The organism is Sinomonas cellulolyticus (assembly GCF_014656475.1).
In the GTDB taxonomy this organism is placed as follows: domain Bacteria; phylum Actinomycetota; class Actinomycetes; order Actinomycetales; family Micrococcaceae; genus Sinomonas; species Sinomonas cellulolyticus.
Genome location: NZ_BNCM01000004.1, coordinates 298,633 through 318,258 on the forward strand (window position 1 = coordinate 298,633; position 19,626 = coordinate 318,258).

Here is a 19,626-nt window from a genome sequence, read left to right on the forward strand (position 1 = left end):
TAGCAAGACCAGTGCAGCGGCGGGATGCTTGGTGCATCCCGCCGCTGCACTGCGAGAGAGACCCCATGACTGCATTCACAGAAGCACCCCCAGAAGCCGCGGGTGCCCCAGAGCCTGTCGCCAAGACCAAGGGCGGCGGCGGACTGCTGACCTATCTCGTGATCCGCTTCCTGCTGATCATCCCCACCATCCTCATCCTCGTCACGATGGTCTTCTTCCTCATGAGGATCACGGGAGACCCCATCACGGCCGCGCTCGGCGGACGCCTGCCCGCGGACCAGCTCCAGATCCGCATCCACGAGGCCGGCTACGACCGCCCTATCCTGATCCAGTACTTCGAGTACCTCGGCCAGCTGGTCACCGGCAACTTCGGCCGGACCATCTCCGACAACCGGGCCGTGACCGACATGCTCACGACCTTCGGCTCCGCCACGCTCGAGCTGGCGGTCAACGCCGTCGTCGTGGCGCTCATCGTCGGCATCCCCCTCGGCATGGTCGCCGCGCACCGCCGGGACAAGTCGTCCGACGCCGTGCTGCGCGTCCTCGCGATCCTGTTCTACGCCACGCCCGTCTTCTTCGCCGGCCTCCTGCTCAAGCTGGTCTTCGGCGTGTGGCTCGCTTGGACGCCCATCGCAGGGCGCGCCACGACGACCACCGAACTCGCGCTCACGCAGCTCTCTGCCCCGACCGGGATCTACTGGCTCGATGCGCTCCGCAGCGGCAACATGGCCGCGTTCTGGGATGTCGAGCAGCACGCGGTCCTCCCGGCTATCGCCCTCGGACTGCTCACGGCCGGTGTCTTCCTCCGTCTGGTGCGGACCAACCTCATCGGCACCCTCGGCAAGGACTACGTCGAGGCCGGCCGATCCCGCGGTGTGAGCGAGTTCCGGCTCGTGACGAAGCACGCGTACAAGCCCGCGCTCATCCCGATCATCACCGTGATGGGGCTGCAGATCGCGCTCCTGCTCGGCGGCGCGGTCCTGACCGAGACGACGTTCGAGTGGAAGGGGCTCGGCTTCCAGCTGGCGCAGTACCTCACCGCCCGGGACTTCGTCGCCGTGCAGGGCATCGTGGTGCTCCTGGCCGTGATCGTCGCCATCACGAACTTCATCGTGGATGTCATCGCTGCCCTCATCGACCCGAGAGTGAGGTACTGATGCCAGCCACCGTCCCCACACGCCCTTCCGGACCCGCCGTGCAGATCGAACGCAAGGATCCGCTCTGGACCAAGATCCCTGTGCTCGCGCAAGTGCGCATGAGCGTCGGAGTCCAGCGCACCATGCTCATCTCCGGCCTGATCCTCACGGGGATCTTCGTGGTGTCCGCGCTCTTCGCGCCCCTCATCGCCCCCTACGGCTTCTCCCAGCTCGCCGGCGCCAACGGGAACTTCCCCACTCAGGACCCGCCGAGCTCCGCCCACATCTGGGGCACGACCGTCGGCGGCTACGACGTGTTCTCCCGCGTCGTGTGGGGGACGCAGACCGCGATCCTGGTCATCATCGTCGCCGTGATCCTCTCGATCTTCGCGGGCGTCGCCCTCGGCCTCGTGTCCGGATACCTCGGCGGATGGCTCGACAGGGTCCTCGTGGTCGTCGCCGACGCCGTGTACGCCTTCCCGTCGCTGCTGGTGGCCATCGTGATGTCGATCGTCATCAGCCACGGCCAGTCCAGCCTCTGGGGCGGCATCATGGCCGCCGCCATCTCGATCACCGTCGTGTTCATCCCGCAGTACTTCCGCGTGGTGCGGGCGGAGGCGATCCGCCTCAAGGCCGAGCCGTTCGTGGAGTCGGCCAAGGTCATCGGAGCGTCGAGCTGGCGCATCATGGCCAGGCACGTGTTCCGCAACGCGACCCGCAGCATTCCGCTCATCTTCACGCTCAACGCCTCCGAGGCGATCCTGACCCTCGCGGGCCTGGGCTTCCTCGGCTTCGGCATTGAGCCGACGGGGGCCGCCGAGTGGGGCTACGACCTCAACAAGGCGCTCAGCGATGTCACCGCAGGCATCTGGTGGACGGGGGTCTTCCCCGGCCTGGCGATCGTCCTGACGGTCCTGGGCCTCACCCTCGTCGGCGAGAGCATGAACGACCTCGCGGACGCGAGGATCCGCACCCGCGGGAAGAAGAAGAGCGCTGCCAAGGGCCCCGAGGGTGCCGCGGGCGCTGCCACCCCGAGCACGGAAGGGGGTGCCGCATGAGCGAGGAACTCGGCACGGCATCGTCCCAGCGGACCGAGACCGTCCTGGACATCGACGAGCTCGAGGTCACGTTCGCCACCGACGCCGGGGACGTCCGGGCCGTCCGCGGTGTGAGCCTCGAAGTGCACGCGGGGGAGGTGGTCGCCGTCGTCGGGGAATCCGGCTCCGGCAAGACCGTCACCGCCAAGACCATTCTCGGGCTCCTGCCCGAGACGGCGACGAGCTCCGGCGCCGTCGTCATCAACGGCCACAACGTCATCTCCATCAGCCCGGCCAGACTGCGTGAGCTCCGCGGCCGCGACGTCGCCATGGTGTTCCAGGAGCCGTCCACGGCACTCAACCCGGTCTTCACGGTCGGCTGGCAGATCGCCGAGGGCATCCGTGCCCACCACGGCCGCGACGGGAAGAAGGTCACCAAGAAGGAGGCCAAGGAGCGGGCCGTCGAAGCCCTGCGCAAGGTGGGCATCCCCGATCCGGAGAAGCGGGTCGACTACTACCCGCACCAGTTCTCGGGCGGCCAGAAGCAGCGCGTCGTCATCGCGGCCGCACTGGCCCTGGATCCCGAGCTCATCGTCGCCGACGAGCCCACGACGGCGCTCGACGTGACGGTCCAAGCCGAGATCCTCGAACTCCTGCGGGACCTCCGTGACCTCTACGGGACCTCGATCGTCCTCATCACGCACAACATGGGCGTCGTCGCGGACCTCGCGGACCGCGTCGTCGTCATGTACCAGGGCGAGGTGGTCGAGGAGGCGCCGGCGAGGACGCTGTTCGCCTCGCCCCGGGAGGACTACACCCGCCGCCTGCTCGACGCCGTCCCGCACCTCGGGCGTGACTCGGCGTCCCAGGGCGCCACCGCGCGCCTGCGTCAGGAAGGCGAGGTCCTCGTCGAGGCGCGCGGGCTCGAGATCACCTACCCAGGCCGTCTCGGCACGCCGCCGTTCCGCGCCGTGCAGGACGTCTCGTTCACCGTGCGGGCTGGCGAGGTCTTCGGGCTCGTGGGCGAGTCGGGGTCGGGCAAGACGACGATCGGGCGCGCGATCGCGGGCCTGAACCGTGCCACGGGGGGAAGCCTGCGGGTGCTCGGCCACGAGATGGTGGGGTTCCGGGAGCGCCAGTTCCGGCCTCTGCGCAAGGACATCGGCTTCGTCTTCCAGGACCCGGCCGCATCCTTCAACCCCCAGCTGACCATCGGCGAGTGCATCGCGGAGCCCCTCACCGTCCACCTGGACCTGGGGAAGGCCGAGGTGCGGCGTCGGGTCGGGGAGCTGCTCGAATCAGTCCAGCTGCCCGCCGCCTACGCGGCGCGGTACCCCCACGAGCTCTCGGGGGGCCAGCGTCAGCGCGCGTCGCTCGCGCGGGCGCTGGCACTCGAGCCGAAGCTGCTCGTGGCCGATGAGCCGACCTCCGCGCTCGACGTGTCCGTCCAGGCGAAAGTACTCGAGCTGTTCCGTGAGATCCAGGCCGAGTTCGGGTTCGCGGCGCTGTTCATCAGCCACGACCTCGCGGTGGTGGACCAGCTCAGCCACTGGGTCGGCGTGCTCTACAAGGGCCGCATGGTCGAGCAGGGCATCGGAAGCCAGGTGATGGGCGCACCCCAGCACGACTACACGAAGCGCCTCATCGCGTCGCTGCCCGTGCCCGACCCCGTTGAGCAGGCCCAGCGCCGGGAGGCACACCGCGCCCTGCTCGGCCTGTAGCCGAGCGGACGTGGCCTCCCGCCCCAGGTCGGCGGGGGCCACGTCCGCTTCGGGCGGCACCTAGACTGATGCCCATGACCGAGCCGCGCCCCGACACCGACGCCGAGACGAACGAGACGACCAGGACCGCACCGGCGGCCACCTCTCAGCCCTACGATCCCGCGGCGAGCTCCCTCACAGGCCACGTCGACCCCGCCGTCATGGCGGAACTGCTGTCCATCCGCTCGAGCATCGACAACTTCGACGCGACGCTCGTGTACCTGCTCGCCGAACGGTTCAAGGTCACCCAGCGGGTCGGCTTCCTCAAGGCCAAGCACCACCTGCCTCCCGCGGACCCCACCCGCGAGGCGGCCCAGATCGCGCGGCTGCGCCGTCTGGCGGAGGAAGCGCAGCTCGATCCGGCGTTCGCCGAGAAGTTCCTCAACTTCATCATCAGCGAGGTCATCCGCCACCATCAGGCGATCGCCGAGGACCACGGCCAGAGCCGGACGGGCCCGGAGGCACCCCGCGAGGAGGCGGCCCGCCCGGATTCCGGCGCGTGACCGGGCAGGTCACGGCGACGGCCCTCGGCGACTGGCCCGGCTCCGACCCGTTCGAGGCCGCCAAGGCAATCCGCGGAGAACTGGGCTCTCCCCATCTGCCCTTCCTGGCCGAGCTCCCGCAGCGGGGGGTGGGATCCGACGCCATCGGCCGGACAGCCTCGCTCCTGGTGGACCTGTACGCCGACGTGCAGCCGCACGGATGGCGGGTCGTGCCCCGGCCCGGCCGCGATGCGCAGCGCGCCCGGTCCTCGCTCGCGACGGACCTGAACGTGCTCGCCGACGTCGTGGGGTCCGAGGAGCGGAGTGCAGAGGACCTGCAGGTACGGATCGTCGGTCCGCTGAGCCTCATGGCGGCCCTCTACCTCCCCTCTGGCGAGCGGATCCTCGCCGACCACGGCGCGCGGCGGGATCTGGCGCAATCCCTCGCCGCCGGCGTCGTGCCCTTCCTCGAGCGCGTCTCGCGGGCGGTGCCCGGGGCGAGGCTCACCGTCCAGCTCGATGAGCCCGACGCCGCGCGCGTCCTCGGCGGCCTGCTCCCGACCGCAAGCGGGTACCGAACGCTCCGCTCGGTCCCAGGCGAGGAGGCGCGGGCGGCATGGGCAGTCGTCGCGGACGCGCTGCGCGATGCGGGGGCCGAGGCGGTGGTCGTGAACCTCCCGGCATGGGAGGCGCCGATCGGGCGCGTGCTGGCTGCCGGCGCGGATGGCGTCTCGCTTCCGCTGGCCGACCTGACCGTCGCCCAGTGGGAGGAACTCGCGGGCGCCGTTGAGTCCGGTGCGCGCGTGTGGCTCGGAGCCCTCCCGGTCGAGACGGGAACCGTGGTCCGTACAGGTGAACTGGCAGAGCGGGTGGTGCGGCCCTGGCGGCAGCTCGGGCTCCCGTTCTCCGCGCTCGACGCCGTCCGGCTGGCGCCCGCGGGAAGCCTCGCCGACCTCACACCCTCCCAGGCCACTGCATGCCTGGGCCGCGTGGTCACGCTCGCGGATGCCGTGAACCAGATCGCGCTCGGCTGACCCGGAACTCGTGGCGCCTGGAGGACCGGCGGCCCCCGGGAGTGTGCGCCCCTGGTGCCGCGTGCGGGCTCGGGTGCGCCGTCTCAGCCCCGCCGGCGCAGGTGCTCCTCGGCGAGGGCGTCCATCTCCTCGTCGCTGAGACGGTCATAGGAGGCGGCCTCGCGGCGGTCACTGCGTGAGAAGCGCACGAACATGAGGATGATCACCGGGACGTCCACCGCCTCGGCGATGAACCACAGGAGGTCTCCCGCGAGCTGCTGGTCCCGCAGCGGCGAGGGGAACCATCCCGGGACGCCGGCCGCCCAGGTTGTCACGCCGTCGAGCACCGTGGGGCTGAGCCGGATGAAGATCCCGGGGATCGCATCGGCGAGCAGTTCGATGAACACGTAGACGAACTCGACCACGATGAAGGCGCTCGAGCGCTCGAACGAGTCGGCCTCCGTCAGCGGAAGCGCGAGGATGAGGCCGATGAGCGGGGCGGCGATGCTCAGGATTCCGCTGAGCACCGGATCCGTCCGGTAGAGGTAGAACATCGGTGTCAGGAAGCTGCCGAAGAGGATCAGGCCCACGACCGGCGCCACGAACGCATTGCCGATCGTGCGCACGGCGCGGCTGGCCATGATTCGCTCAAGCCGTGCTCGTCCCGTCGCGCCCAGAGTGGCCCGTGCGAGCCCGAGGGGCTGCCCCAGGCCCGCGAGGAGGGGCACCACGAAGAACATGAGCGCGATCTTGAGCGTGAACGCCCAGCGCAGCTCGGAGTAGGCGCCGAGGAAGCCGCACGCGAGCACGAGGTAGGGCAGGAGGCCCAGCAGGTAGAAGCACAGGATGCGCCACCGAGGCCAGGGGCTCCCGGCGCGTCGCGCTCGCCGCAGCCCCACCCCGTACAGGACGCCTGCCGCCAAGGCGAGGACTACGGCTGCCGGGTCGAGGGCTGCCGAGGTCAGGACGGTGGGGAGGGGAGGCACGGCCGGAGCATAGTCCCCCTGTCTGGGATTCGGCTGGAAGGCGGACGGCTGCCGTCCTCGGTGATGCGCCTTCCGCGACCCGATCCGCCCGACGACTAGAATGGATCAAACCCGTACTGGACGCGGGGATCGCACAGATGTTGGGGGAGAGTGGAAGGCATGAAGGCACGCATTCTGGTCGTCGACGACGATGAGGCCCTGGCCGAGATGATCGGCATCGTCCTGCGCAACGACGGCTTCGAGCCCGTCTTCTGCGCCGACGGCGCGCAGGCGCCGGATGCGTTCCGGGTGCAGCGTCCGGACCTCGTGCTGCTCGACCTCATGCTCCCCGGCCTGGACGGCATCGAGGTCTGCCGCCAGATCCGCTCCGAGTCCGACGTGCCGATCGTGATGCTCACGGCGAAGTCCGATACGTCGGACGTGGTCCGAGGACTTGAGTCGGGCGCGGACGACTACGTGCCCAAGCCGTTCAAGCCCGCAGAGCTCGTCGCCCGGGTCCGTGCCAGGCTGCGTCCGGGCGACACGAAGGCACCGGAAACCCTCCGCATCGGCGAGGTCACCATCGACGTCGCCGGGCACACCGTCAAGCGCGGCGACGAGTACATCTCCCTCACGCCGCTCGAGTTCGACCTGCTCGTAGCGCTTGCGCGCAAGCCGTGGCAGGTGTTCACCCGCGAGCTGCTCCTCGAGCAGGTCTGGGGCTACCGCCACGCTGCCGACACGCGGCTCGTGAACGTCCACGTCCAGCGCCTGCGCTCGAAGATCGAGCGTGACCCGGAAGCGCCCGAGGTGGTCCTCACGGTGCGCGGCGTCGGGTACAAGGCAGGCGCCTGAGCCGCTGAGCCGCGCCCGCCGGGGCGCTTCTTTCAAAGACAGGACCCATGGACACCGAGCAGGACCACCGCACGCCGCCGGCCGCCGGCCACGACGAGGCGGGACGCGCCACCGCAGCGGCGGGCAACGCCGTCGTGCGCCTGAGGCGGTGGGCCCGGCGGGCGCGGCTCCGCGACCGGGCACGCATTGCGGTGAAGCGAGCGCGAGTCCTCGCCTACCGGGGCGCCCGTGCCGCCCTCCGCGCCGGGCGGGCCGTCGGCCCGGGTCTGGCCGCGTTGCGCGGAGCGTTCGCACGCCGCTGGCGTCGGTCGCTGCAGTTCCGGACTGTGCTCATCACGCTCGTGCTCACCTTCGTTTCCTTCATGGCGGTCGGTGCGTACCTGTCGAACCAGATCGCGAACAACCTGTTCCAGGAGCGGCTCACCCAGGCCGAGGTGCAGACCCGGCAGTCGGTCCAACAGGTCCAGGAGACGTTCGACGGCGCGCAGGTCACCGACCAGCAGGGTGTCCTCAAACTCGTCAACGACACCCTGAACCAGCTCGAGGCGCGAGAGTCCGGCACGCCGCGCCAATACGTCTTCCTCGCCGTGCCCAACCAGGACCAGCCCCGCAACCGCTGGGTCGACTCGCGCGCCTCCTACCTGCGGACCGAGAACGACATCCCGCAGGCCCTCCGCGACGCTGTCCAGCACTCGCAGCAGGAGCAGTACTGGCAGTCCATCCCGCTCACCGTCGACAACCGGGTGCACCCGGCCATTGCCGTGGGCAACAAGGTCAGCTTCGGCGGGACGGTCTACGAGCTGTATCTCATCTATGACATCGACAGCGCCCAGCAGACCCTGGACGACATGCAGAACGTGCTGTGGTTCGGCGGCCTCTTCCTCCTGCTCCTCATCGGCGCGATCACGTGGATCGTCACCCGCAACGTCGTGTCCCCGGTGAGCCACGCGGCAGCGGTCTCGGAGAAGCTCGCCGCGGGACAGCTCGAAGAGCGCATGGCGGTCGAGGGCGAGGACGAGGTAGCCCGGCTCGGCGCCTCGTTCAACCACATGGCGGCGAACCTGCAGGAGCAGATCAACGCGCTCGCGAACCTCTCGCGTATGCAGCAGCGGTTCGTCTCGGACGTGAGCCACGAGCTGCGCACGCCGCTGACGACCGTTCGGATGGCAGCCGAGGTCCTCTACGACGCGCGCGAGGAGTTCAACCCCGTGACCAAGCGCTCCGCCGAACTGCTCTACAACCAGGTCGAGCGCTTCCAGGCGCTCCTGAACGACCTGCTGGAGATCTCCCGCTTCGACGCCGGCGCAGCCGTCCTCGACGCGGAGCCCGTCGACCTCATTCCCGTGGTCCGGGGCGTGATCGAGGGCGCGGCGCCTATTGCGGCCGCCTCCGGCTCCGAGGTCCGCTTCTACACCCGCACGCCCAGCATCGTCGTGGACATGGACGACCGGCGGATCGAGCGCGTGCTGCGCAACCTCCTCCTCAACGCGCTCGAGCATGGGGAGGGGCGCCCGGTGGAGGTGTTCGTCGCGGCCAACGCGGAGTCGGTCGGCGTGTCAGTCCGAGATCACGGCATCGGCATGTCGCCGTCCGAGGCGGCGCGTGTGTTCGACCGGTTCTGGCGCGCCGACCCTGCCCGCGCGCGCACGACGGGCGGCTCGGGCCTTGGCCTCTCGATTGCGACCGAGGACGTGAAGCTGCACGGGGGCTGGCTCCAGGCGTGGGGCAGGCCCGGCGAGGGCTCGTGCTTCCGCATGACGCTTCCGCTGCGTTCCGGCGGTGCCATCATCGAGTCACCGGTCGCCCTCGAGCCGGCCGGGGGCGACGTCGTGCTCGTCGAGGAGCAGGCGACGCGCGCCGTCATGCTCGGCTCCGTCCAGCTCCCACAGCGCCGGGTGGCGCCGTCCGCTGCGCCTTCCGGTGCCGAGAAGCGGGAGGAACCATGAGCCGGGCCATGCGCGCGCTGTGCGCCGCGCTGCTCGCTGTCGTGGTGCTCGCCGGCTGCGCCCAGATCCCCACCAACAGCGCCGTGGGCAAGAGCAAGGACAGCGCCGTCACGCTCGGCAACGCGCCCCAGTACAGCCCGCCCGGGCCGCGCGACGGCGCCACCCCGCAGGCGATCATCGACGGCTTCTTCAACGCCGGGAGCGGCTACCAGAACGACTTCACGGTGGCGCGCCAGTTCCTTGCGCCGGCCCAGGCCGTCTCGTGGAAGCCGAGCAACCGCACGCTCGTGTACCGCGGCAGCCCCACGGTGGTGTCCACCGGCCAGGAGAACGAGTACCGGTACGAGTTCGACCTCGCGTACTCGGTGGATGCCGCTGGCATCGCCACTCCGTTCCCGGCCGGGACGAAGGAGCACATCGACGTCTCCCTGGCCCAGGTGGACGGGCAGTGGCGCCTGTCCAAGATCCCCGACGGGACGGCCATCCCCGAGGCCACCTTCAAGGACCTCTACAAGCCCTTCGCGCTGTACTTCTATGACCCTTCGTTCACAACCCTTGTCCCAGACGTCCGATGGTTCATCGACAACTCCGGGGTCGCGAAGTCCCTCGTGAGCGCGCTCATCGCCGGGCCTGCTCCCTACCTGCGATCGGCGGTGGCCACGGCGTTCCCGCAGGGCATCCGGCTCGAGCGGGAGTCCGTGCCGATCGTGGACAACACAGCACAGGTCGACCTCACCGCCGAGCTCCGGGATGCTTCCTTCACCGACCGGCAGCGCATGCACAGCCAGCTCGTGCGCACCTTCTCGGGCATCAGCTCTGTGGTCGGGGTGACCCTGCAGACCAACCAGAACGACGTGGCGCTCGAGGACCCGACGACCGGCAAGACCGCGCCGGCTCCCGTTGTGGACCCGAAGGTCCCCGCGTGGCAGATCGGCGTGGCCGGCGGTGAACTCGTCCAGTACGCGAACCGTCAGGCGACGCGGATCGACGGCCTGCGCAGCGTCGCCCCGTACGGGCCGCACGAGGCTGCCGCTGCCGTCTCGCAGCACCTCTTCGCGTTCATCGGCGACGGCCCCGCGCTGTACTCGGCCATGCCCAACGAGGCCCCGCGGCACCTCGACTCGCGGGCGACGCTCAGCCCTCCGTCCATCAGCCCGTTCGACTGGATCTGGACTGCCGGGCCCGGGGCCGACGGCGCCACCGAAGTGGTGGCCTACAAGCCCGCGGGCGTTGCTGAGGGGGCCGAGGTGCCGAAGGTCGTGCTCAAGCCCGCGTGGCTCTCCGGCCGCACCGTCGAGGACCTCCGGATCTCGCGCGACGGCACACGGGCCCTCGTCCTCTCCACCCAGAGCGGCACGACGGTCCTGCAGCTCGCCGGCGTGGTCCGCGCCGCGGACGGCACGCCCCGCGACCTCACGACGCCGATCACGCTCACCACGACCGAGAAGAACCCGCGACGGGCCGTCTGGGTCGACGAGGCGACTGTCCTCGTCTCGGGGATCTCCTCCGGTGACGCCATCACTCCCGAGCTCGTCTCGCTCAAGGGCGGCGACCCCCGCCAGCTTCCACCCTTGGCGGGGATCCAGGCCATCTCCGCCGGGAACGGCGAACAGGAGATCTATGCCCAGACCCCCGCGGGGGTCTTCCTGCTGGCCCGGACCACGTGGACCGAGCTCGGCAAGGGGGTCGAGGGGCCGTCCTTCCCAGGATGATGCCGCGCGCCAGCCCTGCGGTTCGTGGTGTGCATCAGGCATTGTCCACATGGCGCCATGGTGGGTGGCGCGTGGCGCTGGGGATCGCGAAGCTGGCCCCATGGGCACGCGCAGAGGCCGTTCCAGGGCAGACGAAGTCGTCGAGGTCGTCCACGCGGGGCGCCATGCGGGCACCACGCACCGCGGGTGGGCTCGGCTCGTCGACGGGCTGCTCGCGGCTGCACGCGAACTCCTCGGCCTGATCGTGCCGGTCGAGTGTGCTGGCTGCGGGCATCCCGACGTCCAGCTCTGTCCGGCCTGCACGCGCCGGCTGCGGGCGCTCACCGCACGTCCGGAGCGGGTTGAACGCCACGCGCCGGCCCTCGTCGAGGTCAGCGGGCAGCCTCTGCTCCCGGCCGTCTCGGCTGGCCCGTACCGTGGCCAGCTCTCCTTGGCCCTCCTCGCGTTCAAGCGGCACGGAAGCGGTGCCCTCGCGGCAGAACTCGCCGCCGGGCTTGCCCGTGCCCTCCAGATCGCCGCCGGCCGCCACGGCGCTGGAGTCGTCCTCGTCACCGTGCCCACAAGCCAGGCGGCCTACCTCCGACGCGGGTTCGATCCGCTGAGAGTGCTCATGGTGCGGGTGCGGCGCGAGGGACGGCTCCCGCCCGGGTCGCGGTGGAGTGAGGCTCTGCGGCCCCGCCGTCGGAGACTGCACGAACGCGCAGCTGGGCGACTGGCCGCCGTCGGCAGCGGTACGGGGTCGCAGAAAGGACTGGGCCGCTCCCAGCGGCGTGCACGCGTCGCGGGGTCACTCGAGGCCAAGCCGCGGGCAGCCCTGGACGGGAGACGCTGCCTGATCATCGACGATGTGCTGACAACGGGGGCGACCGCGCGCGAGGCGGCCCGGGCGCTTGAGGCGGGGGGCGCCGTCGTGCTCGGCGTCATCACCCTCGCCTACGTCCCACTGCCCGACGCCGGTGAATCCGGCAGTGCAGGGTACGCTCCCAGCGGACATGCAGGTTCAGGGACCAATGGGGGATGAATAAAAGGTGACGATCCACTAACGTCATGGGTAGGTCCTTAGCCAGGAGGACCTGTCGATAGCGGCTCAAGAAAGGGGCTCGACTGTCAGACGACGGAGCCCCAACAGACGCCGGGACCGGCCGAATTCAGATGTATCTGGAGGGCACCATGGAGTTCAACATCAGCGGACGCAACCTGACGGTGTCGGATCGCTTCCGCGAGTACGCGAGCGAGAAGCTCGAGAAGATCGAGTCGTTGGCCGAGAAGGTCCAGCGCGTCGACGCCAAGTGCTCCAAGCAGAACAGCGCCAAGTCCGGGGGGGACCAGCTCACCGTCGAGCTCACGGTCACGGGCAGGGGACCGGTGATCCGGGCTGAGGCCACCGCGCCGGACAAGTTCGCAGCATTCGACCTCGCGTACGGAAAACTCCTTGAGAGGCTCAGGCGGGCCAAGGACCGCCGCAAGGTCCACCACGGCAAGCACACCCCGGTCGGGGTCAGCGCCGCCACAGCAGCTCTCCCCGTGGTGAGCGGGGACAAGCCCATCTATGCCGAGCACGCGCTCGAGGTCGGCACCGAAGATTCCGAAGCGACCTCGCCGTACGAGGTGGAGAACGACATTCCGGCCGGAGACTCTCCTGTCCTGATCCGCCGCAAGGTCTTTCCGGCCGCGACGCTCACGCTCGACGACGCGGTAGACAACATGGAGCTCGTCGGCCACGACTTCTACCTGTTCATCGACGCGGACACGAACACGCCCTCCGTCGTGTACCGGCGCCGCGGATGGACCTACGGGATCATCAGCCTCGACCAGGCGTGCGAGCCCGGCGCCAGCAAGGTCGAGGAGAAGATCCTCGCCTACCGCTCGAACGACACAGGCGCGGTTGTTCCCTGACCATCCCGCCGCTTCCGCGTCCGCGGAGGCGGCCCCCGATGCAGCGGCGGTCCCGGACGGGGCCGCCGCTGCGGCGTGCTCCGGCTTCCACTGCGGGGAGTCACGCGTATGACGGCGCGGCTCACCGTTGCGCAGTCCCGCCGCCTCGCGCTGGCCGCCCAGGGGCTCCACCGGCCACGGCCCGCCGCGCCCGTGACAGCGCGCTCCCTCGCACGGACCTTCGCCCGGCTCCAGCTGGTCCAGATCGACTCGGTCAACGTGCTCGTCCGCAGCCACTACCTGCCGTTCTTCTCCCGCCTCGGGCCCTACGACCGCACCACACTCGACGGGCTCTCGACGCGGAGTCCACGCCGCATGGTCGAATACTGGGCGCATGAAGCCAGCTTCATCCGGCCCCAACACTTCGAAGCGCTGAGGGCGTGGCAGCGGCGCACGTGGGTGGGAGCACGGGGAGTGGATCCCGTGGAGCGCTCGGTGCTTGCCGAACGGATCCTTGCTCTCCTGGCCAGAAGCAGGCCACTCACCGCGGCCGGCATCACGGAGCGGCTCGGCCATGTCGAGGAGCGGCGCAGGGACCAGTGGGGCTGGAACTGGAACGCCGTCCAGCACGTGCTCGGCTCGCTCTTCGAGGACGGGCTTGTCAGCTCTGCCGGGCGTACGTCCTCGTTCGAGCGCCGCTACACCCTCACGCAGTCCGTCATCCCCGCTGCCGCCCTGCCAGACGGCGGTGAGCGCGGCGGCTATGCGCGGGAGAGCGGGCCTGACGAGAATCTCCGGCTCCTCACCCGTGCCGCGCTCTCCGCGCTCGGCATCGGCACGGCGCGAAGCGTCGCCGACTACTTCCGGCTGCCCGTCAAACCCGTGGAGTCAGTCCTCCGCGAACTCGTCGCCTCTGGTGAGGCAGAGCCGGCTGAGGTTGCGGGCTGGTCCCGGACGCTCTTTAAGGACGCGAGTGCCGTAGTGCCGCGGGCGGCTCAGGGGCGCGCGCTGCTGAGCCCCTTCGACTCGCTCGTGTTCGAGCGGCAGCGGCTCGAGCGTCTCTTCGGCTTCCACTACCGCATCGAGATCTACACGCCGGCGGACCGGCGCGAGTACGGCTACTACGTCCTGCCGTTCCTCCTGCGCGACACCATGGCCGCCCGCGTGGACCTCAAGGCCGACCGGACCTCCGGCGCACTCCTCGTCCACTCCGCGCACGGCGAGGCGGGCGCTCCGGGGGACACCGCCGTCGAGCTCGCGGCCGAACTGCTGCTGCTCGCCGACTGGCTCGGGCTCGGCGAGGTGCGGGTCGCCGAACGGGGAAATCTGGCCCCGGCCCTGTCCAGAGCGCTGGCGGTCACCGCATGAGCAGGGAACCGGCGCGCCGTCCCACGCGTGTCTCCCGTAGACTGTTTCCCGCCGCAGCGCACCCCAGTGCTGCTGCCCACGCCATTGACAAGGGAGCGAAAGCCACGTGGCAAACCTTCTCGAGAAACTCCTGCGCACCGGCGACCGCCGGACGCTCAAGCAGCTGCGTGTCTACGCGGACGCCATCAATGCGCTCGAGGACGAGTTCAAGGGCTTCACCGACGCCGAGCTGCGTGGCGAGACGGATCGGCTGCGGGCACGCCATGAGGACGGCGAGAAGCTGGACGACCTGCTCCCCGAGGCCTTCGCCGCCGTGCGGGAGGCGGCGGGCCGCACGCTCGGCATGCGCCACTTCGACGTCCAGCTGATGGGCGGGGCCGCACTGCATCTCGGGAACATCGCCGAGATGAAGACCGGTGAGGGCAAGACCCTTGTCGCGACGGCGCCGGCCTACCTCAACGCCCTCTCCGGCAAGGGCGTGCACGTGGTCACGGTCAACGACTACCTTGCGGAGTACCAGTCCGAGCTCATGGGGCGCGTCTACCGTTTCCTCGGCGTCTCGAGCGGCTGCATCCTGGCCAACATGGATCCCGCCGAGCGCAAGAAGCAGTACGACGCCGGCATCACCTACGGCACGAACAACGAGTTCGGCTTCGACTACCTTCGCGACAACATGGCCTGGGACAAGGGCGAACTCGTCCAGCGCGGCCACCACTTCGCGATCGTGGACGAGGTTGACTCCATCCTCATCGACGAGGCCCGCACCCCGCTCATCATCTCCGGTCCAGGGCAGGGGGACGCCAACCGCTGGTACTCCGAGTTCGCCAAGCTCGCGCTCCGCCTCGACGAGGGCGACTACGAGGTGGACGAGAAGAAGCGCACCGTCGGTGTGCTTGAGCCCGGCATCGAGAAGGTCGAGGACTACCTCGGCATCCACAACCTCTACGAGTCGGCGAACACGCCGCTCATCGGCTTCCTCAACAACGCCATCAAGGCCAAGGAGCTCTTCAAGCGGGACAAGGACTACGTGGTCCTCGACGGAGAGGTGCTCATCGTCGACGAGCACACCGGCCGCATCCTTCCCGGCCGCCGCTACAACGAGGGCATGCACCAGGCGATCGAGGCCAAGGAGGGGGTGGAGATCAAGGCCGAGAACCAGACCCTCGCCACGATCACCCTCCAGAACTACTTCCGCCTGTACGAGAAGCTCTCGGGCATGACCGGCACCGCGGAGACCGAAGCCGCCGAGTTCATGAGCACGTACAAGCTCGGTGTGGTGCCGATCCCCACGAACAAGCCGATGGCGCGCATCGACCAGTCCGACCTCGTCTATAAGAACGAAGTCGTGAAGTTCGAGGCCGTCGTGAAGGACATCTCGCGCCGCAACGCCACGGGGCAGCCCGTTCTTGTCGGCACCACGAGCGTCGAGAAGAGCGAGTACCTGTCCAAGGCCCTGGCCAAGGCCGGGATCCGGCACGAGGTCCTCAACGCCAAGAACCATGCCCGTGAGGCCGCGATCGTCGCCCAGGCGGGACGCAAGGGTGCCGTCACCGTCGCGACCAACATGGCCGGCCGCGGTACCGACATCATGCTCGGCGGCAACGCCGAGTTCATGGCCGTTGCCGACCTCGCGGCGAAGGGCCTTGACCCCGAGGAGAACACGGCCGAATACGAGGCCGCGTGGCCCGGAGCCCTCGCCGCGGCCCATGAGGCGGTCAAGGCCGAGCACGAGGAGGTCCTGGCCCTCGGCGGTCTCTACGTGCTCGGCACGGAACGCCACGAGTCACGCCGCATCGACAACCAGCTCCGCGGACGCTCAGGCCGACAGGGGGACCCCGGGGAGTCCCGGTTCTACCTCTCGCTCACCGACGACCTCATGCGCCTGTTCGGCACTGGCGGCGCCGAGCGGCTCATGGCCTCGAGCCTTCCCGACGACACGGCGCTCGAGTCGAAGATGGTCTCCCGCGCGATCCAGTCGGCTCAGGCCCAGGTTGAAGGCCGCAACGCCGAACAGCGCAAGAATGTGCTCAAGTACGACGACGTCCTCAACCGCCAGCGCGAGGCCATCTACGGCGACCGGCGCCGCATCCTCGAGGGTGACGACCTCCACGAGAAGGTCCAGTTCTTCCTCGAGGACACGCTCACGGCGATGATCGACTCCGCCACCGCCGAAGGCAATGGCGACGACTGGGACTTCCACGGCCTGTGGGCGAACCTGCGGACCATCTTCCCGATCTCGATCACTCCCCAGGACGTCATCGACGAGGCCGGCGGCAAGCCGCGGGTGACCGTTGAGATGCTCAAGGAGGAGATCATCTCCGACGCCAAGCTCATCTACGCCAACCGCGAGGCGCAGCTCGGCCCGGACACGATGCGCGACCTCGAACGACGCGTCGTGCTGTCGGTGATCGGCCGCAAGTGGCAGGAGCACCTCTATGAGATGGACTACCTCAAGGAGGGCATCGGCCTGCGGGCCATGGCCCAGCGGGATCCGCTTGTCGAGTACCAGCGCGAGGGCTTCGGCATGTTCCAGAGCATGATGGAGGGAATCCGCGAGGAGTCGGTGGCGTTCCTGTTCAACCTCGACATCGAGCCTGCCGAGGGCGCGCCGGCACAGCAGGAGGCACCGGCCCAGCCTCTGCAGCTCCAGTATTCCGCGCCCGCCGAGGACGGAACGACTGAGACGCACGTGGAGCAGGCGCGGGCCAAGTCCGCGCAGAACGGCGGTGGTCGGCAGAAGTCCGGGGAGGCGCCGGCTTCCCAGAAGCCGAACGGGAGCAGGCGCAGCCCCTCGAAGCCCTCCCAGAAGAACGCTCCGGGCCGACGCTCCAAGCGCTGACCCATGGAAGAGGCGGGCCGTCCCGGAAGGGGCGGCCCGCCGTCGTCGGTTCAGCCGATCTCGAGGGCCGTGACCTGCCAGCCGCCTCGGCCGATGGCTTCGATCCTCAGGGCAACTGCCCGGCAGCGCGCCGCGTCGGAGACGACGGCCGCGGCCTCGTAGATGCCCTCCTCGACGCGGGAGACGTGCACCGCTTTCACGGTCGCGGCGCGATGGGCGAGTGAGATGCGCTCCCCGCTCCGGGCCGCGGCACGGGCCGGACTGGGAAGGCGATGCAGATCGGCCCTGAGCTGCACACGTGTGAGAAGGTCACGATGGAGCCATGGGGCGAGCTGGGACACGGGGCGCGTGCCGGCCAGGACCTCCATGGCTGCCCTGGTGATGGCCGAGGCGAGCTTGCGGACCTCGTCCGCCTCGTGGGTGGAGGGGACCGATTGCAGCCGACGGCCGAGCCGCGCATCAGGATCGGGGGCGAGAGCGGAGCTGCCGTCGGTGCGCGGACGGGACGCCGCTGCCTGATCCGACGTCGCGGGACGCGGCGGCCTGTGGAACTGGACCACATCGGCCGTACGGGGCCCGGTCTCGACGAACGTCGGGAGAGCGCGAGCTGGCCCGCGCCTCGAGACTGCATGCGCTGCGGAGCGGATGGCGGAGGGAGCCCCGGCTGCGGGCGAAGCCACGGATCGTGGGCGTGAGGGGGTCATGGCGTGTCCTTTGCGGGTGCGTAGGCGGGTGCGTTCCTGGAGTCAGGCGGGGGGAGTGAGGAGCAGACCGGGCCGGATGAGGTCGGGGTCCTCTCCGATCCCGCTGGCGTTCGCTGCGTACCAGGCGGGCCACGCATCCGCGATCTCAAGGTCGGTGGCGCCGGGGCCGAGGTGCCTTGCGACGATGGACCAGAGGGTGTCACCGGGCCGCACTTCGACCCGGTCCGGGGCGGCCGCGGTCCTCGTCGCCGGACGGCCGAGCAGCCCCGGATCGACGGGGATGGCAGACGGAACCCACGATGAAGGGGCGGGGGAGGGGGTGACCGCCGGTAAGGATGACGGGGCGGCGGTGACCTCTGAGGAGGGTGACGGGTGTGCGGAGCGGCGGATGCGACGCCCGTCCCGGACGCCGGGTCCCGCGACCCGGACAGTGAAGCGGGGCTGTCCGAGCGTGCTGGAGCCGGGGAGATCGCTGCGAGTGCTTCCTGCGACGGATGCCAGGCGGGATCGGGCAGCGACTGCGCATGGGCGGCGGGAGCGCCGATGAGGCTGATGCCGAGCAGGGCCAGGGCCAGCCGGCGCATGAAGGCCGGTGCAAAGGCCCCCGTGCGGAGTGCTGTCCGATGGGCTCCCGCCGCGGCGAGGAGTGCTGAGCTGATGGCCAGTGCGGCCGAGAGGAGCCACCAGGCGATCACGGCGAGACCCACGAGGCTCGCCACGAGCCCGAGCAGTACGTCAGTGCTGAGCTGCTGCGCGGCGTCGAACGCCGCGGGGTCGATGCGAAGCCAGCCCTCGCCTCCACCCGGCGCGACGTTCCCGCCCAGGATGCGACCTGCGACGACGAGTACGCCGCCCAGAGCCAGGATCGCCGTGGCCACCAGTATGTCAGCGGCGATCTGCTGCCGTCGCGTGTTTTCCATGAGACCCCCCGGTGCGCGCGATTGGCAGGCAATCGCTCTCAGTTTGATTCTGTTTGATTTAGTTTGGTCCAGCTAGAGCAAGTTTGAACACAAAAAGCTGACTATGTCCAGCCTCAGAAGGCTTTTGGCTGACTTTGACCCTCGCATCCTGGCTTCCCTAGGCTGAGCCGCATGCGGTGGGACGGCTTATTCGCGGACATCGAGGGCCAGCTGGCGGCAGCGGCACAACTGGACCACGACGCGCACGTCGCAGAGCTCGCGCGCGCCGAGCAGGGAAGCGTGTCCCTGGCAGACCGGCTCCGGGGGCAGGGCGATCGGCCCGTTGAGATCCAGATCCGAGGCGAGCAGCGCTTCAGGGGGAGTCTGCGGCAGGTCGCCGACGGATGGCTCGTGCTGGCAACGGGGCAGCACAGCGTCCTCGTGCCCATGCGCGCGGTCATCTCGGTGGCAGGACTCGGACGCGCCGCGCGCGCGGAGTCCTCCACGGTGCGCAGGACACTTTCCCTCGCATCGTGCCTGCGTGCGCTCGCTCGCGACCGTGCTGCGGTCACCATGTTCGTCGAGGGAGGGCGCGGGGAGCCTGGCACGCTCGTCGGCAGGATCGACACCGTCGGCTCAGATTACGTGGACTTCGCGCCCGAAGGCTCGGGTGGGGCGTCTGGACAACGAGTTGTGGCGGTGCGCCTCGAGGCCCTGCTTGCCGTGCGCTCCAGCGCCTGAGGGACGACGATGACCTGTGCAGGAGCTCAGGATGGCAGGACCTGGCGAGCGGGGTCTATGACCGGGCGCGGCGATGCTCCGCGAGGGTCCGCTCCGCCTTCGCGTAGCTCTCCTGGATGTACTCCTCGAGCTTCACGTCCTCGACGCGCCACTGCCCGCGGCCGCCCACCTGGATCGCCTTGAGCTCTCCGCTGTGGACCAGCGCATACGCCTGCGCCGAACTGATCTGGAGCTGTTCGCAGACATCGGCGAGCGTGAGGAAGCGAGGCATAGGAACATTCTGCCACCTGAAAA

16 protein-coding genes are annotated in these 19,626 nt (G+C 69.6%); 13 read left to right on the top strand and 3 right to left on the bottom strand.

Annotation, left to right across the window (positions count from 1 at the left end):
* Window positions 1-65: 65 nt before the first annotated feature.
* The 5 genes from IE231_RS07275 (at window position 66) to IE231_RS07295 (ending at window position 5,449) form a co-directional block, all read left to right on the top strand.
* On the top strand, window positions 66-1,157 hold the full coding sequence (locus IE231_RS07275; protein WP_189693261.1) for an ABC transporter permease: 1,092 nt from the start codon (window positions 66-68) through the stop codon (window positions 1,155-1,157).
* Window positions 1,157-2,194, top strand: coding sequence for an ABC transporter permease (locus IE231_RS07280; RefSeq protein WP_201896881.1), 1,038 nt, complete (start codon window positions 1,157-1,159; stop codon window positions 2,192-2,194). Before IE231_RS07275 ends, IE231_RS07280 begins: the two co-directional genes overlap by 1 nt.
* A complete protein-coding gene (locus tag IE231_RS07285; RefSeq protein ID WP_189693262.1) occupies window positions 2,191-3,894 on the top strand; it encodes an ABC transporter ATP-binding protein in 1,704 nt (567 codons plus the stop codon). The genes IE231_RS07280 and IE231_RS07285 overlap by 4 nt, the downstream gene beginning before the upstream one ends.
* A 74-nt stretch (window positions 3,895-3,968) precedes the next feature.
* Entirely contained in the window at window positions 3,969-4,436 is a 468-nt protein-coding gene (locus tag IE231_RS07290) for a chorismate mutase (protein WP_189693263.1), read from the top strand.
* On the top strand, window positions 4,433-5,449 hold the full coding sequence (locus tag IE231_RS07295) for a uroporphyrinogen decarboxylase/cobalamine-independent methonine synthase family protein (RefSeq protein WP_189693264.1): 1,017 nt from the start codon (window positions 4,433-4,435) through the stop codon (window positions 5,447-5,449). Before IE231_RS07290 ends, IE231_RS07295 begins: the two co-directional genes overlap by 4 nt.
* Window positions 5,450-5,532: 83 nt before the next feature.
* Here the strand turns inward: IE231_RS07295 and IE231_RS07300 are convergent, their stop codons facing one another.
* Window positions 5,533-6,414, bottom strand: coding sequence for a cytochrome c oxidase assembly protein (locus IE231_RS07300; RefSeq protein WP_189693265.1), 882 nt, complete (start codon window positions 6,412-6,414; stop codon window positions 5,533-5,535).
* A 159-nt stretch (window positions 6,415-6,573) separates the two neighbouring features.
* Here IE231_RS07300 and mtrA point away from each other — a divergent pair, with 159 nt between their 5' ends.
* The 7 genes from mtrA to secA all read left to right on the top strand — a co-directional run bounded on the left by mtrA (window position 6,574) and on the right by secA (window position 16,988).
* On the top strand, window positions 6,574-7,248 hold the full coding sequence (gene mtrA, locus IE231_RS07305; protein WP_189693266.1) for an MtrAB system response regulator MtrA: 675 nt from the start codon (window positions 6,574-6,576) through the stop codon (window positions 7,246-7,248).
* Between the two features lie 47 nt (window positions 7,249-7,295).
* On the top strand, window positions 7,296-9,194 hold the full coding sequence (mtrB, locus tag IE231_RS07310; protein ID WP_189693267.1) for an MtrAB system histidine kinase MtrB: 1,899 nt from the start codon (window positions 7,296-7,298) through the stop codon (window positions 9,192-9,194).
* Window positions 9,191-10,906 carry an LpqB family beta-propeller domain-containing protein gene (locus IE231_RS07315; RefSeq protein ID WP_189693268.1) on the top strand — a complete coding sequence of 572 codons (1,716 nt, stop codon included), beginning with the start codon at window positions 9,191-9,193 and terminating at the stop codon, window positions 10,904-10,906. Before mtrB ends, IE231_RS07315 begins: the two co-directional genes overlap by 4 nt.
* Window positions 10,907-11,006: 100 nt before the next feature.
* Complete coding sequence (locus IE231_RS07320; RefSeq protein WP_189693269.1) at window positions 11,007-11,927, top strand: ComF family protein; 921 nt, start codon at window positions 11,007-11,009, stop codon at window positions 11,925-11,927.
* A gap of 149 nt (window positions 11,928-12,076) precedes the next feature.
* Entirely contained in the window at window positions 12,077-12,802 is a 726-nt protein-coding gene (hpf, locus tag IE231_RS07325) for a ribosome hibernation-promoting factor, HPF/YfiA family (RefSeq protein WP_189693270.1), read from the top strand.
* 108 nt (window positions 12,803-12,910) lie between these two features.
* The gene (locus IE231_RS07330; protein ID WP_189693271.1) at window positions 12,911-14,149 is read left to right on the top strand and encodes a winged helix-turn-helix domain-containing protein; all 1,239 of its coding nucleotides are present in this window, start codon (window positions 12,911-12,913) and stop codon (window positions 14,147-14,149) included.
* 106 nt (window positions 14,150-14,255) lie between these two features.
* The gene (gene secA / locus IE231_RS07335) at window positions 14,256-16,988 is read left to right on the top strand and encodes a preprotein translocase subunit SecA (RefSeq protein WP_189693272.1); all 2,733 of its coding nucleotides are present in this window, start codon (window positions 14,256-14,258) and stop codon (window positions 16,986-16,988) included.
* Between the two features lie 50 nt (window positions 16,989-17,038).
* Here secA and IE231_RS07340 read toward each other — a convergent pair whose 3' ends face one another.
* A complete protein-coding gene (locus IE231_RS07340; protein ID WP_189693273.1) occupies window positions 17,039-17,692 on the bottom strand; it encodes an Rv3235 family protein in 654 nt (217 codons plus the stop codon).
* A 1,091-nt stretch (window positions 17,693-18,783) separates the two neighbouring features.
* Here IE231_RS07340 and IE231_RS07345 point away from each other — a divergent pair.
* Entirely contained in the window at window positions 18,784-19,332 is a 549-nt protein-coding gene (locus tag IE231_RS07345) for a DUF6897 domain-containing protein (RefSeq protein WP_189693274.1), read from the top strand.
* Between the two features lie 55 nt (window positions 19,333-19,387).
* Here the strand turns inward: IE231_RS07345 and IE231_RS07350 are convergent, their stop codons facing one another.
* On the bottom strand, window positions 19,388-19,603 hold the full coding sequence (locus IE231_RS07350) for a helix-turn-helix domain-containing protein (protein WP_189693275.1): 216 nt from the start codon (window positions 19,601-19,603) through the stop codon (window positions 19,388-19,390).
* Between the last annotated feature and the right edge of the window lie 23 nt (window positions 19,604-19,626).

What these genes read in the sequence shown, in the direction of transcription:
- IE231_RS07275 (WP_189693261.1), top strand. Translation starts at nt 66, where the DNA reads ATGACTGCATTCACAGAAGCACCCCCAGAAGCCGCGGGTGCCCCAGAG.
- IE231_RS07280 (WP_201896881.1), top strand. Translation starts at nt 1,157, where the DNA reads ATGCCAGCCACCGTCCCCACACGCCCTTCCGGACCCGCCGTGCAGATC.
- IE231_RS07285 (WP_189693262.1), top strand. Translation starts at nt 2,191, where the DNA reads ATGAGCGAGGAACTCGGCACGGCATCGTCCCAGCGGACCGAGACCGTC.
- IE231_RS07290 (WP_189693263.1), top strand. Translation starts at nt 3,969, where the DNA reads ATGACCGAGCCGCGCCCCGACACCGACGCCGAGACGAACGAGACGACC.
- mtrA (WP_189693266.1), top strand. Translation starts at nt 6,574, where the DNA reads ATGAAGGCACGCATTCTGGTCGTCGACGACGATGAGGCCCTGGCCGAG.
- mtrB (WP_189693267.1), top strand. Translation starts at nt 7,296, where the DNA reads ATGGACACCGAGCAGGACCACCGCACGCCGCCGGCCGCCGGCCACGAC.
- IE231_RS07315 (WP_189693268.1), top strand. Translation starts at nt 9,191, where the DNA reads ATGAGCCGGGCCATGCGCGCGCTGTGCGCCGCGCTGCTCGCTGTCGTG.
- IE231_RS07320 (WP_189693269.1), top strand. Translation starts at nt 11,007, where the DNA reads ATGGGCACGCGCAGAGGCCGTTCCAGGGCAGACGAAGTCGTCGAGGTC.
- hpf (WP_189693270.1), top strand. Translation starts at nt 12,077, where the DNA reads ATGGAGTTCAACATCAGCGGACGCAACCTGACGGTGTCGGATCGCTTC.
- IE231_RS07330 (WP_189693271.1), top strand. Translation starts at nt 12,911, where the DNA reads ATGACGGCGCGGCTCACCGTTGCGCAGTCCCGCCGCCTCGCGCTGGCC.
- IE231_RS07340 (WP_189693273.1), bottom strand. Translation starts at nt 17,692, where the DNA reads ATGACCCCCTCACGCCCACGATCCGTGGCTTCGCCCGCAGCCGGGGCT.
- IE231_RS07345 (WP_189693274.1), top strand. Translation starts at nt 18,784, where the DNA reads ATGCGGTGGGACGGCTTATTCGCGGACATCGAGGGCCAGCTGGCGGCA.
- IE231_RS07350 (WP_189693275.1), bottom strand. Translation starts at nt 19,603, where the DNA reads ATGCCTCGCTTCCTCACGCTCGCCGATGTCTGCGAACAGCTCCAGATC.